This window comes from Streptomyces sporangiiformans (genome assembly GCF_005768555.2).
Lineage (GTDB): Bacteria > Actinomycetota > Actinomycetes > Streptomycetales > Streptomycetaceae > Streptomyces > Streptomyces sporangiiformans.
Genome location: NZ_VCHX02000286.1, coordinates 1 through 13,863, shown reverse-complemented (window position 1 = coordinate 13,863; position 13,863 = coordinate 1). Strand labels below are relative to the sequence as shown.

At 69.0% G+C, this 13,863-nt stretch carries 10 protein-coding genes; 7 read left to right on the top strand and 3 right to left on the bottom strand.

Annotated features, from left to right (window positions below):
* Positions 1–264: 264 nt before the first annotated feature.
* Both FGD71_RS36560 and FGD71_RS36555 read left to right on the top strand, forming a co-directional pair.
* A complete protein-coding gene (locus tag FGD71_RS36560; protein ID WP_119104846.1) occupies positions 265–1,056 on the top strand; it encodes a VOC family protein in 792 nt (263 codons plus the stop codon).
* Positions 1,057–1,256: 200 nt separating this feature from the next.
* Positions 1,257–2,483 (top strand): glycoside hydrolase family 64 protein, encoded by a 1,227-nt coding sequence (locus tag FGD71_RS36555; protein ID WP_119104843.1) that lies wholly within the window; start codon positions 1,257–1,259, stop codon positions 2,481–2,483.
* A gap of 41 nt (positions 2,484–2,524) precedes the next feature.
* On the opposite strand, the gene FGD71_RS36550 is transcribed toward FGD71_RS36555, so the two are convergent.
* Positions 2,525–3,598 (bottom strand): LacI family DNA-binding transcriptional regulator, encoded by a 1,074-nt coding sequence (locus FGD71_RS36550; RefSeq protein ID WP_119104842.1) that lies wholly within the window; start codon positions 3,596–3,598, stop codon positions 2,525–2,527.
* Positions 3,599–3,754: 156 nt separating this feature from the next.
* On the opposite strand from FGD71_RS36550, the gene FGD71_RS36545 reads away from it, so the two are divergent.
* Complete coding sequence (locus FGD71_RS36545) at positions 3,755–4,663, top strand: hypothetical protein (protein ID WP_119104841.1); 909 nt, start codon at positions 3,755–3,757, stop codon at positions 4,661–4,663.
* A 146-nt stretch (positions 4,664–4,809) separates the two neighbouring features.
* Here FGD71_RS36545 and FGD71_RS36535 read toward each other — a convergent pair whose 3' ends face one another.
* Positions 4,810–5,775 (bottom strand): multicopper oxidase domain-containing protein, encoded by a 966-nt coding sequence (locus FGD71_RS36535; RefSeq protein ID WP_181359351.1) that lies wholly within the window; start codon positions 5,773–5,775, stop codon positions 4,810–4,812.
* 241 nt (positions 5,776–6,016) lie between these two features.
* On the opposite strand from FGD71_RS36535, the gene FGD71_RS36530 reads away from it, so the two are divergent.
* Together FGD71_RS36530 and FGD71_RS36525 are read left to right on the top strand one after the other, a co-directional pair.
* A complete protein-coding gene (locus tag FGD71_RS36530) occupies positions 6,017–8,536 on the top strand; it encodes a ThuA domain-containing protein (protein ID WP_181359350.1) in 2,520 nt (839 codons plus the stop codon).
* A complete protein-coding gene (locus tag FGD71_RS36525) occupies positions 8,536–10,785 on the top strand; it encodes an OmpL47-type beta-barrel domain-containing protein (RefSeq protein WP_181359349.1) in 2,250 nt (749 codons plus the stop codon). The genes FGD71_RS36530 and FGD71_RS36525 overlap by 1 nt, the downstream gene beginning before the upstream one ends.
* Before the next feature lie 159 nt (positions 10,786–10,944).
* On the opposite strand, the gene ligD is transcribed toward FGD71_RS36525, so the two are convergent.
* Positions 10,945–11,961, bottom strand: a complete 1,017-nt coding sequence (ligD, locus tag FGD71_RS36520) for a non-homologous end-joining DNA ligase (RefSeq protein ID WP_119104838.1) — start codon at positions 11,959–11,961, stop codon at positions 10,945–10,947.
* Between the two features lie 237 nt (positions 11,962–12,198).
* Between ligD and FGD71_RS36515 the strand changes: the two genes are divergently transcribed.
* On the top strand, positions 12,199–12,870 hold the full coding sequence (locus FGD71_RS36515) for a GNAT family N-acetyltransferase (RefSeq protein WP_119104844.1): 672 nt from the start codon (positions 12,199–12,201) through the stop codon (positions 12,868–12,870).
* Positions 12,871–13,019: 149 nt separating this feature from the next.
* Positions 13,020–13,793: a carbonic anhydrase gene (locus FGD71_RS36510; protein ID WP_240436950.1), complete on the top strand. Its 774-nt coding sequence runs from the start codon at positions 13,020–13,022 to the stop codon at positions 13,791–13,793.
* Positions 13,794–13,863: the final 70 nt, after the last annotated feature.

The window sequence follows — 13,863 nt, the reverse complement described above, 5'->3', positions numbered from 1 at the left end:
CGACCCGCCGACCCGCCGACCCGCCGACCCGCCGACCCGCCGACCCGCCGACCCGCCGACCCGCCGACCCGCCGACCCGCCGATGATGGTCGATCCCGCCGCGTCGCGCACGGCGGCGCGCCCTCCCACCCCCGCGTCTCCCGCGCAACCACAGAGAGTAACCAACCACCTCGTCACCGCGCGGAGCGCTCCGGCGGCGGTTGTCAGTGGGCGGTGCAAGACTCGGCACTGCAGGCGACGGGAACCCTCAAAGAGGAGGGCATCATGCTCACCACCCGTTTTGTCACCGGCTCCCCCAACTGGGTCGACCTCGGCACGCGCGACATCGAAGCTGCCGCGTCCTTCTACAACGCGCTCTTCGGCTGGGACTTCCAGTCGGCGGGCCCCGAATCCGGCGGCTACGGGTTCTTCCAGCTGGAAGGGAAGACCGCCGCGGCCGGCATGCAGACCACCGCGGAGCAGGGCCCGCCGTCCTGGAACGTGTACTTCCAGAGCCCGGACGCCGACGCCACGGCCAAGGCGGTCGAGCAGGCCGGGGGCAACGTGCTCATGCCACCCGACGACGTCATGGACCGGGGCCGCTTGGCCATCTTCAGCGACAACGCGGGCGTGGCCTTCGGCATCTGGCAACCGGCCACGCTCAAGGGCCTCGACGTGACGGGAGCCCCGGGCTCCCTGCGCTGGGTCGAGCTCTACACGCCGGACATCGCCGCGGCGGCCGCGTTCTACAACTCCGTGCTGGACCTGGAGACTTCGGCGGTGCCGTTCCCCGGCGGCACGTACACCTGCGTCAACCCCGGGGGCACCAAGGAGGAGGACATGTTCGGCGGCCTCGTCCCACTGGCCGACGATCCGGTGGAGGAGGCGGCGGGTGCGTACTGGCTGCCGTACTTCGAGGTCACGGATCCCGACGCCGTCGTCGCCAAGGCCGAGGAGCTGGGCGGAACGATCCGGATGCCCGCCACGAGCATGCAGGGCGTAGGCCGGCTCGCCAAGCTCGCCGACCCTGATGGGGCGCGTTTCGCGATCATCAAGAGCGAAGCGCAGCAGAGCTGAGTCAAGGCCGGGCCTCACCCCCCTGAGGTCCGGCCTTTTCATCGTCATCTTGTGAACGGAAGAAAGATTTCGAGAGCGCTCTCAGCCATAACCCTTGACGCCTCGTCTCCCCCTGAGGACAGTGGTGCGCCGCAGGGGCCGATGCGATCCCCCACAGCGCATCGGCCCACCTGCATCCCCCACACCTCAGGAGGCTCTCCGTGATTTCACGTCGATCGTTCCTGACCGGAGCCGCGGCCTTGGGCGCCACCGCAAGCTACCCCGCCTGGGGAAGCGCTCTCAGCCCGGACGCCGAGGCAGCCCCCACCACCTGCGAACTCGCCCTGAAGAACGCTTCGTTGCCGGGCACGGTCCGTGCGTACGTCACAGGACACGAGCAGTCCACCGGCAACTGGATGCTGCTGCGGGCCGACAGCAGTGTCTACCGGCCCGAGTCGCCCTCGGCACCGCAGACCCCGTTGCCCGTCGACTGCGCCATCCCACTCGGTGCCGCCGGTTCCGCGCCCAAGGTACTGACGCTCCCTCAGATGTACGGTGCCCGCGTCTACTTCGTACGCGACGACACGCTCGACTTCTTCCTCAACCCGGGACCCGGTCTGGTGGAACCGGCCTTCGCCACGCCCACCGACGCGAACTACGGCAAGACCTGGTCGTTCTGCGAGTTCACGTTCAACTCCCAGCAGCTCTTCGCCAACATCAGTTACGTCGACCTGGTGACCGCCCTGCCGATCGGCCTGACACTGGAGGGCGACGCCACACACACCGTCGCCCCGCTGCCCGACGGCGCCGTGGACAAGATCGCCTCGGACCTCGCGGCGCAGGCGGCGAAGGACGGGCAGCCCTGGGACAAGCTCGTCATCCGCGACGGCGGCGGCGACGTACTCCGGGTGATCTCCCCGCAGAACCTGATGGCCCCCTACTTCGACCGTCCCGCCGAGATGCCGTTCCGCGACGTCTGGAACAGCTACATCGACCAGGTGTGGGAGAAGTACCGCACGACCGACCTCAAGATCGATCTCCAGGGCGGGCGCGGTGTGTTCACCGGCCGGGTCAGCGGCGACACCCTCACCTTCAACGGCGGCCACACCTTCGCCAAGCCCACGTCGAAGGACATCTTCACCTGCGACCACGGCCCGTTCGCCAACAACCCCGCCGACCCCGACGACAAGAAGGGCCTCCTCGCCCGCCTGGCCGCCGGCTTCAACCGCTCGATCATGCTCACCCACGCCTCCCAGCCGAACGGGGCGACGGCGGCCGACTACTACAACGGCACGACCACCAACCACTGGGCGCGTGTCGTGCACGCCAACTCGCCCATCGGCTACGCCTTCCCGTACGACGACGTACGCCCGGACGGCGAACCCGACGTGTCCGGCGCGGCCCATGACGGCAACCCGCGCCGGTTCACGGTGACGGTAGGTTCTTAGGCCCCTTGGGGCCGGCCACAGAGCCCCAAAGCCCCAGAGCCCTACGCCGAGGCGCGCCGTACCAAGGTCGTCGGCAGGACGACACTGGACGGCGCGCCCACCAAGCCGCTCTGCGCGACCGAGCCCGCGGCCGCTGGCTCGGTCGCGCTCCGGCGATCCAGGCCACGCAGCAGCAGCCGTGCCATCAACCGGCCCATCTCCTCTATGTCCTGACGGACCGTCGTGAGGGGTGGGTCGGTCTGTTCCGCGACGGGCAGCATGTCGTCGAAACCGATCAGGGCGACGTCCTCGGGCACCCGCCGCCCCCGCTCGCGCAGCACACGCAGCGCGCCCGAGGCCATCAGGTCGTTGGCGGCGAACACCGCGTCCAGCTCCGGGCAGCGGTCGAGCAGTTCCCGCATCGCGCGCTCGCCGCCCGCCGGGGTGAAGTCGCCCTCCACGATCAGCCTGGGGTCGGCGTCCACCATGACGTCCCGGAAGCCGTCGAGCCGGTCGACCGCCGAGGTCTGGTCGAGGGCGCCGGTGATGTGAGCGACGCGCGTACGCCCGAGCGCGACGAGATGGCGCACCGCCTCCCGCGCGCCGCCCCGGTTGTCGCTGTCGACGTAGACCGCGCCGCGCGTCCCGTCGCCCCAGCCCGGCCGTCCGCCGTACACGGTCGGCACTCCGGCGCCGTGGATGAGGCCGGGCAGTCGGTCGTCGAGGTGCAGGGAGAAGACGAGCGCGCCGTCGACATGACCGCCGGCCAGATAGCGGCCCACGCGCACATGGTCGTCACGACCCTCGGTGAGCAGCAGCACGAGCTGGGAGTCGTGTGCGGTCAACTCCTTGCTGATGCCACGGAGTTGAAGCGCGAAGAAGGGGTCGGCGAAGACCCGGGTCTCCGGTTCGGCGATCACCACGGCGACCGCGTCGTGACGCCGGGTGACAAGGCTGCGCGCGGCCTGGTTGGGGACGTAGCCGAGCTCGTCGACGGCCCGCCTGACCCGCTCGACCAGGGGCTCCCGTACGCCGTCGCCGCCGTTGACGACACGCGACACGGTGGCCCGGGAGACGCCCGCCCGGGCCGCCACGGCTTCCAGCGTGGGGCGTGGCGCTGTCGACGACTCGGTCACCTCGGGACTCCTCGCAGACGGCGGTTGCGGGTCAGGATAACCCCTGGTCGGCGCGGTGTTGAGAGCGCTCCCCGATCCTACGCCGCCCGCGGAAACAGCCTTGCGCCAGTGGACCGGACTCGGTGAAGATCGGTTCCATGACGATGAGAAAGGCCCATGCCCACTGACGCCCCCGCGATCCGGCTGACCCCTCACGCCCGCCTTCCGCGCCCGTATCGCGATCTTCACGTCCTGCACAGCACCGTCGACGCCTACGGGCGCGCGCACTGGCTGCTGACCGAGCGCCCGCCCGGCCGGCCACCGGGCCGACGGGTCCGCAAGCCCTACGACGCCGTGGCCGTCACGGTCGAGGACGGCCGCTCGTACGAGACGCGGCTCAGCGCCCTACAGGCACACCACCCCGTGTTCGACGCGCTGCCCGACGGCGGCTTCGTCGTGGCGGACGCCCGCAGCCGTCGCAGCGAGGAGCACGTCCAGGTCTTCGACGTGCTCGGGCGCTCGTCGTGGACGTTCCGGGTCGGGGACGCCATCCAGGATCTGCTCGTCGACGAGAACGGTGACATCTGGGTCGGGTACTTCGACGAAGGCGTCTACGGCGACGACGAGTTGAGCCACCCCGGCCTGCGCCGCTGGAGCAGCACCGGTGACCCACTGTGGGAGTACGGGATCGGCCCCGACCATGGTGAGATCTCCGACTGCTACGCACTGAACGTGGACGGCCGAGCGGCCTGGGCCTGCCCCTACCAGGACTTTCCCCTCCTGGAGATCCGCGACGGCCGTGTGGTCCGGACCCGGCGGAATCCTGTGCACGGCGCGAGCGCCTTCGCCCTGCACGCCGGCCGCGTGGTCTTCTACGGCCCCCACGGCGACGACCGCAACCAGCTTGTCGACTGCCGCCTCACCTGGAACGCCGTCGAACCCGTCACCCACACCCGCCTCGTCCGCCCCGACGGCACGGACATAGGAGTCCGGGACGTCGTCTGCCGCGGCCCGCGGATCTACGTACTGGAAGATCCGTACACGGAGTGGGGGGTGCTGGACGTCCGTACGACCTGGGCGAGTTGACGTGCCCGCCGACGGCGAGTCATTCGTGTCGCTCTGGCCGGACGGCGGGGCGGGTATGAAGGCCTCGATCGCCGAAACACGGCGGCTTCCGGGCCCCCTGATCGCGACCGACTGCGCGGGTCAGGGCCTCACACCGCACGCAGTAGCTAGTGCTCATGCTCGTGCGGCTCGTACCCGGGAATCGTTCCGTCCGTCTTCTTGACCAGGAACAACCCCACCATCCCCATGTCGGAGTGGCTCTGGACGTGGCAGTGGTACATCCACGCGCCCGCGCCGACGCCCTCCCCCGCGATCACCTGGAAGCCGAAGGAGTCGGCGGGTCCCACGATCTTGTTGTCCAGTACCTGGCTCGGATCGTCAGGACCCGTCAGCATCCCCGTGCGGTTGTCGGCCCAGCGGTGCCCGTGCAGATGGAACGTGTGGTAGTACTCGCCGTGCGTGATCATCACGAACTCCACCCGATCACCCACCGTGGCCTCGAAGTCGGGGCTCTGATGACCGGGCTTGTTGTTGATCATCATGTCGTTGAACACGATGGTGTGGGTCCGGTCGGGAAGGATGTCGCCCTTCCTGCGGACGATCACCGGTCCGTACAGGCCCTTGCGGAGGCCGCCCGTGCCGTGCACGGTGCCGACGACATGGTCGTGGTAGTGCCAGTAGCCCGCGCTGCCCGCCCGCCAGGTGCCGTCCTTGCGACGACCGGGCGCATGGGTGCGCCAGGTGTACGTGCGCGTCCCGCCCGGCTCGACATCGCTCTTGTTCTGCTTCGTGCCGTCGCTGGAGATCTCGTAGTCGAGGCCGTGGACGTGCAGACTCACCGCCATATCCATCGTGTTCTCGAACTCGATGTGCAGCGTGTCGCCCTCGTTGAGTTCGATGAGCGGGCCGGGGATCGACGCCTTGCCCTTCTCCAGGCCGTAGCCCATCTGACCGTCGGCGAGCTTCTCCGCGTACAGCTTGACGCGCTTCACCTCGCCGCCCGCGGGGGCCGTCCTGACCGGACCGTCGGCGGACGCCGCGTCCTGCGCGCCGACCGCCGACAACGATGTCGCGGTGGCGGCAACGGCAGCCCCGCCCAGCAGCATCCGCCGGTTGAAGCCGCGTCGGCCCATGTCGTCCGTGGTGCCCATGCCGTACTCCCCCAACGTGGTGCGGAGCCAACGGGATTGACAGATCTGCCGGAACTGATGGAAGCGACAGAGACGAACTCCGGAGACGGTAACGGCACGAGTCACGTTTTATCCACTCTCAGGACAAAGTTCGTGCCATTGCGGTCATAGCTATTGGCGAGTGACGAAAAGAGGTCTAGCTTCCTTGGCGCTGTTGCTGTGACCGAGGAGGGGTGGGTGACACATGCGGCTCACACCGCATCAAAATCCTTTAGGCGCACGAGGGTTGAGCAGAGCAAGACACAGAGCAGGACACCGCGCCTGGCCCGCCGTCCTGGCGGCCGGAGCCCTCACCGCGGGGGTCCTCTCGGGGCCCACCGCGAGTGCGCGCCCGGCGCCCGATCCGGCGCTGACAACGATGTCGATCAAGTCGCCGCCCGGCGGCGCCAATGTACGGGTGCTGATCTACCACGGGTCCGCGGCGGGCGGCGAGGAGTCTCCCGTCGTCAACGCCGGTATCGAGGCGATCGAGAAGATCGGCCTGTCCGGTCCGGCCGCGCAGCGCTTCAAGGTCGAGGCCACCGACGACGCCTCCGTCTTCACCAACGAGACGAAACTCGGCCGCTTCAACGCGGTCGTCTTCCTGACGGGCGGCGGCGACGTCCTCGAACCGGAGCAGGAGGCCGGTCTGGAGGCGTACATGGAGGCGGGCGGCGGCTTCCTCGGCGTCCATGACGCGGCCCGCGCCGAACCGTACTCGGACTGGTTCACAGGCCTCGTCGGCGCCCGGCCGGCAGCGTCGAGCCCCACCGCCGTACAGCGGGCAACCGTCGAGGTCGGCGACCGCCGGCATCCGGCCACGAAGGATCTCCCGGTCCAGTGGAAGCGGCCGGACCAGTGGCTGAACTGGGTCAAGAACCCGTCGGGCGACGTGCACACCGTGGCGCGGGTGCGCGAGTCGACGTACCAGCCGGGCGACAGCAAGAACGGCGCGGACCACCCGGTGTCCTGGTGCCGTGACTACGACGGCGGACGCTCCTTCTACACCGGCATGGGCGGCACGGTCTCCTCATACGACGAAGTGGACTTCCGTACCCATCTACGCGGAGCACTGCTGTGGACGACGCGGCTCGTCCGGGCCGACTGCAAGGCGGCGATCAACGCCAACTACAAGGCGGAGCGCCTGACTCAGCCCAACCAGCCGGGGCAGAACGACCAGATCGGCGAGCCGCACGGACTGGTCAACGCGCCCGACGGCCGGGTGTTCTACATCGGCCGCGGCGGCTCGGACTCCTCGCAGCCCGTCGTCACCGACTGGAACAACCCCGACATCGGCAAGGGCAAGGGCGAGATCCACGTCTACGACCCGAAGACCAAGAAGGTCACCCTGGCCGGCGCGCTGACCGTGTTCGGCAACAAGGGCGGCGGGGGTGAGCTGATCAAGGTCGAGGAGGGCCTGCTCGGCATCGAGCTGGATCCGGCCTTCCAGCAGAACGGCTGGGTGTATCTGCACTACACGCCCCACTCCCAGATCAACCGTGACACACGGATGGCCGAGCGGCGCGTCTCCCGCTTCACCCTCGACCAGGCCACGAACAAGCTGGATCTGAGCAGCGAGAAGGTCCTGCTGAAGTGGCCGGTGCAGATCCACAGCTGTTGCCACTCGGGCGGCGGCATGGCGTGGGACTCCAAGGGCAACCTGTACATCGCCACGGGCGACAACAACTCCAGTGGCTTCAGCGACGGTTATTCGGGCAACAACCCGCAGCCCAGCTACAAGGGCGTGTCGTTCGCCGACGCGCGCCGCACCGCCGGCAACACCAACAACCTCAACGGCAAGATCCTGCGCATTCACCCGGAGTCCGACGGCACGTACACGCTCCCCCAGGGCAACCTCTTCACCGGCAAGGAGACCGACGAGGGCGGCGGCAAGACGCGCGGCGAGATCTATGTGATGGGCGTCAGGAACCCGGCGCGCATCTCCGTCGACAAGAAGACGGACGTCCTGTACGCGGGCTGGGTCGGCCCGGACGCGTCAAACCCGTCGACGACCTGGGGCCCGGCGAAGTACGACACGTTCGCCGCCATCACCAAGCCGGGCAACCACGGCTGGCCGTACTGCATGGGCAACAAACAGCCCTACCGGGACCGCAACCTGCCCGACCCGTCGAAACCGCTCGGCTGGTACGACTGCGACGCCCCGAAGAACGAGTCGCCGAACAACGACGGTCTCGTCAACCTTCCGCCGGTCACCGGGAACACCATCTGGTACTCACCCCAGGGCGGCGGCCCGGACTTCCCGCGCGACGCGAACGGCATCCCGTCGTACAAGACGGAGGAGCAGAAGTTCCTGCTGCCGTGGCTGAAGGGCGGCGCGCAGGCGGCCATGAACGGGCCCGTCTACCGCTACGACTCGGCGTCCGCGAGTGAGGGGAAGTGGCCGTCGTACTGGGACGGCAAGTGGTTCGTCGGCGACTTCTACGACGGCGACCAGCCGCGCCACGCGGTGCTGCTCGACCCCAAGACCGCGGGCCAGGGCGGCATTCCGGTGCACGCCGAGTCGCTCAAGAAGATCGTGCCTGTCGGCAACGACGGCATCAAGAACCTCATGGACTGGAAGTTCGGCCCCGACGGCACGCTGTACCTCCTCGACTACGGACGTGGCTTCTTCACCTCGGACGCCAAGTCGGCGTTGTGGCAGGTCACTTACAAGGGCGGCGCTCCGACGCCGGCCGCCGATCAGCTGGCCAGGGAGGCCGAGTGATGAGCGCGGTACGCATACGACGGCGAAGAACTGGAAGAGCGACCGGCAGCTTGTGGACGGCTCTGCTGGCATCGCTGCTGATGGTGCTCGGACTGACGTCGACGTCCGCGTTCGGGAAGCCCGACGGTGCCGGTGCCGCCCCCTCGGCGGCGGCCGCGCAGACGCTGACGTGGACGGCCGGCAACGACATCGACAAGTACCTGTCGGCGCCCGCCACCGCGGTCGCCGGCACGACGACGATCGTCTTCGAGAACAGCACGGCGACCGGCAACACCATGGGGATGCCGCACACGTTGACCTTCGATGTGTCCGACCCGGAGTACAACAACGATGTCCCTCTCAACATCCTGGCCAATCCGAGCGACGACCAGGGCGGGAAGCACACGGCCGAGGTGACGCTGACGCCAGGCCGGTACCGCTACTACTGCACCATCCCGGGCCACGGTCAGATGCAGGGCATCCTCGTGGTCACCGAGGGCACCGGCGAGGACACGACCGCGCCGGAGACCAAGGCGGACGTGAAGGGTACGCAGAACGCGGACGGTGCCTACGTGGGTTCGGCGACGGTGACGCTGAGCGCGACCGACGCCGACTCGGGTGTGGACCGGATCGAGTACGCGATGGGTGACGCCGGCGCCTGGCAGCCGTACACGACGCCCGTGGTGGTCGACCAGGTGGGCAGCCACAAGGTCCGCTACAGAGCGGTCGACAAGGCCGGGAACACGGCGGCCGAGAAGACGGCCGAGTTCACGGTGGTGGCGCCGCCGACGGACGACACGACACCCCCCGGCACCTCGGCCTCCGTGAGCGGCGAGCAGAACCCGCAAGGGGAGTACCTCTCCATGGCGACCGTCACCGTGACGGCCTCCGACACCGGATCCGGCGTCAACACCATCGAGTACGCACTCGGCGACTCCGGTGCATGGCGGCCCTACACCGCTCCGGTGATGGTCCACGAGGTGGGCACGCACAAGGTGCGCTACCGGGCCACGGACAAGGCCGGCAATGTGGCCGCGGAGAAGTCGGTCGAGTTCAAGGTCGTCGCGCCGCCAGCCGAGGACAAGACTCCCCCGGTGACCGGCGTGAGCGTCGAGGGGCCGAAGAACTCCTCCGGCGCCTACATCGACAGCGCCAAGGTGACGGTGACCGCCACGGACGAGCACGGCGGTTCCGGGGTCGCCGCGATCGAGTACTCGCTGGACGGCGGGCCGTACCTCGCCTACACCGCGCCCGTCGTGGTCGACCGCGTGGGCGCGCACACCGTGGCGTACCGGGCGCGCGACAAGGCGGGCAACACGTCGGACGCCCGGAAGGTGAGCTTCACCGTCGCCGCGGGCGGCGGAGTTCCGGCGCCCGCCTGCGCCGAGTACGACGAGCGGCTCACGGTCATCGTCGGCACGGTCGACACCGGTGTGCCGAACCGGATCACCAACAACCGGTGCCGGATCAACGAGTTGATCGAGGACGAGAAGGAGTGGACGTCGCACGCGCTGTTCCTGAAGCACGTGAAGGGCGTCCTGGACAAGCTCCTCAAGGAAGGTGTCATCGTCCAGCGCGAGTACAACCTGATCACCAAGGCCGCCAAGGAGTCGGGCATCGGCAAGCCGGGCCAGACCGAGGGCTACCGCACGATCTTCGACGGTTCCGAGGAGTCGTTCGCGAAGTGGCAGCAGGTCGGCGGCGGCAGGTTCGCGGTGAACGCGGACGGTTCGATGACCAGCAGCACCACGGTGTCGGGCATGGGCATGCTGTGGTTCCCGGAGCGCAAGTACGGCGACTTCTCGCTGAAGCTCCAGTGGCGTGACGACGCGCCGGGCACCGGCAATGCCAACGCGGGTGTCTTCGCCCGCTTCCCGTGGGTCCACGACCACCCGGAGGAGTCGCGTCCGGAGTGGGTCGCCATCAAGTACGGGCACGAGTTGCAGATCAACGACCGTCCGGACGGCGACATGTACAAGTCCGGCTCGGTCTACGGCTTCGACCGTGTGGGCCTGGCCGGGGCCGGCGTCACGCAGAAGGGCACCTGGAACGACTACGAGATCCGTGTGGTCGACCAGCACTACTCGGTGTACCGCAACGGCGTGCTGATCAACGAGTTCGACAACATCGGCGGCCAGGACTTCACCCCGCCGCGCTCGGACGACCCGGGCACGGACGGGCGCCGGTTCGCCTCCGGCTATGTCGGACTGCAGGTGCACGGCACGACGGATGTGATCTCGTACCGGGACATCCGGATCAAGGAGTTGTAGTCGCCTGTACGGGGTGACCCGTGGTGGGCGCCCCAGCGGCGGTGGCGTGCGGCTCGCTGTGCTTCGGCAGCGGCCGTACGCCACCGCTCGTCTCTCCGCCTGTCTCTCCGTTTGTCTCCCCGCTTGTCCATCCGTTTGTCTCGCCCCGCGTCTCTCCGCTCAACTCTCCTCGCGCTTGGCCCGGCTCGGCTGTACCCGCTTCGGCTCGCCCGGCATCTTCGGATACTCGGGCGGGTACGGCAGGTCGGCCAGACCGTGGTCGTGCTCGTCCCGGCGGGCGAGCTCCAGCAGGGCTTCGAGGGAGAAGGCGTGGTCGTCCATGTCGGCGTGCACATCGCCGAGTTCGGCGAAACGCCCGGGCATCGACACCAGGTCGAAGTCATGGGGCACGGCGACGCCCACCTCCTCCCAGCGCAGGGGCGCGGACACCGGGGCGTGCGGCCGGGGACGTACGGAGTAGGCGGAGGCGATGGTGCGGTCGCGAGCCGTCTGGTTGTAGTCGACGAAGATCTTCTCGCCGCGCTCCTCCTTCCACCAGGCGGTGGTCACGCGGTCGGGCATACGGCGCTCGAGTTCGCGCGCGGCGGCGATCGCGGCGCGGCGCACCTGGGTGAAGGTCCAGCGGGGCTCGATCGGCACGAACACGTGCAGGCCCCGGCCGCCGGACGTCTTGGGCCAGCCGCGCATCCCGCCGAACTCGTGCAGGACGGCGCGCAGTTCATGGGCGGCGTGCACGGCTTCGTCGTACCCTGTGCCCGGCTGCGGATCCAGGTCGATGCGGAGTTCATCGGGACGGTCGACGTCGTCGCGGCGCACCGGCCACGGGTGGAAGGTGAGTGTGCCGTACTGGGCGGCCCACACGACCGCGGCGGCCTCGGTGGGGCACATCTCGTCGGCACTGCGACCGCTCGGGAAGGTGATGTGGGCGGTGGGGATCCAGTCGGGCATGTTCTTGGGGGCCCGCTTCTGGAAGAAGGACTCGCCCGCCACACCCTCCGGGTAGCGCTCCAGGGTGGTGGGCCGGTTGCGCAGGGCGCGCAGGATGCCGGGGCCGACGGCGAGGTAGTACTGGGCGACGTCCAGCTTCGTGAGGCCGCGCTCCGGGAAGAAGACCTTCCCCGGGCTGGACAGCCGCACGGTCCGCCCCGCCACCTCCAGCTCCACCGCATCGCCCATGCGAGCCACGGTAGGCGTAACGCGCTTGCCTCGCATACCGGGCGGAGGACACCGACACCATGAACGAAGCCTCCACGAGGCGCATGGCGGGCATCTCGGACATCGCCGCCGCGGCTGCCCTCGTCATCGATCATCGAAGTACCCCTGCGGGCCGGCTCGATGGCCTTCACCGCGGGGCTGGTCCACGCGACGCTTGACTCACAGCTTGCGGACGGCATTGTGGGAGCGCTCCCAGTGATGCAGCATGCTGCGGTGACCTCATCTTCCGCCGCATCTCCCGCTGCATCTCCCGCCGTGCGTCCGTACCGCCCCGAGGACCGAGAGGCCCTCGACGACATCTGCATCCGGACCGCGCACAACGGCCAGGACAGCCGGCCCCACTACGCGAACCCCGAGATCCTTCCGACGATCTTCGCGGCTCCGTACGTCCATCTGGAGCCGGAGCTGGCCTTCGTGCTGGACGACGGGCAGGGACGGGCGGTCGGCTACATCCTCGGCACCGCGGACACTCCTCGCTTCGCCGAGGACTTCCGCGCGAAGTGGCTGCCTCTGGTGGCGGACCGTTTTCCGGAGCCCAGTGGACCGCCGAGCACCCCGGACGAGGCGATGATCCGGCTGTTGCACCACCCCGAGCGGATGGTCGTTCCAGAAGTCGCGGCGTATCCGGCTCATCTGCACATCGACCTGCTCCCGGATTGGCAGGGCCGCGGCCACGGCCGCGTGCTGATGCGAACGTTCCTGCGGGCCCTGTGGGACAGGGGTGTGCAGGCCGTCCATCTGAGCATGGTGACGACCAACACTCCGGCCAGGGCCTTCTACGACCGCCTGGGCTTTCACGAGATCGCGGTGCCGGATCCCGGGCCGGTCACCCATCTGGGGCGCACGACGAAACAGTTCAACAGGCTTTGATGCCACAGGACATGGCTGAAAGCGATCACCTTGGTTGTCCAAAATCCGGGCAACGGCCCGGGGTGGAATCACCCAAGGTTGGTTCATGGAGCGTCAAGATGCGGTCAGGTGATCGATCGTGTGCCAGATTCAGACATACGTTCCCGGCTGTGAATCCTGACCTCCCACCCCACAGAGCCGTCGGCCTCACGTCGACCGCATCCGCCGGCAGGGTCGCTCCCGCCCGGCGCTCACTTCTCCGCGCCGCACTGACCGGCACCGCTGCCCTCGGTGCCGGTCTCGCCGTCGGCGCCCCCTCAGCTGCCGCCGCCACTCCCACCGGCAGCACGCGCCCCCGGCCCACCACCGCGCAGGAAGCCCTGCGGGAACTGGCGGCGGGCAACCTCCGCTGGCGCACGTACCGCGAACGCCACCCCGATGAGTCACCGGCCGTCCGGCAGGCGCTGACGACGGGTCAGCACCCCTTCGCCGTCGTGCTCGGATGCATCGACTCCCGCGTACCGCCGGAGCTGGTCTTCGACCAGGGCCTCGGTGACCTGATGACGGTGCGCTCGGCGGGCGAGGTGCTGGACGAGGCCGTGCTCGGCAGCATCGCCTACGGGGTGCTCGAACTGGGCATACCGCTGGTCATGGTGCTCGGGCACCAGTCGTGCGGCGCCGTGAAGGCGGCGGTCCAGGCGGACGAGTCCGGCGAGGAGCTGCCCGCCCACATCCAGTACCTGGCCGACCAGATCAGCCCGGCCATTGACCACAGCAAGGAGGGTGACGCCCGCATCGACGCGACGATCGACGCCAACGTCGCACTCGTCCGCTCCCGGCTCGCGGCGGAGCCCGACCTCGCCGCGAAGGTGGCCACGGGTGACCTGGCCATAGTCGGCGCGCGGTACGAACTGACCAACCAGCTCGTCCACCGGACTTCCTGAGCACACTGCGGGCCCCGGCACCGGCCGCGACGTGAGGGCCGGGGCCGGGGCCCGCCTCCTCGACGCCTCT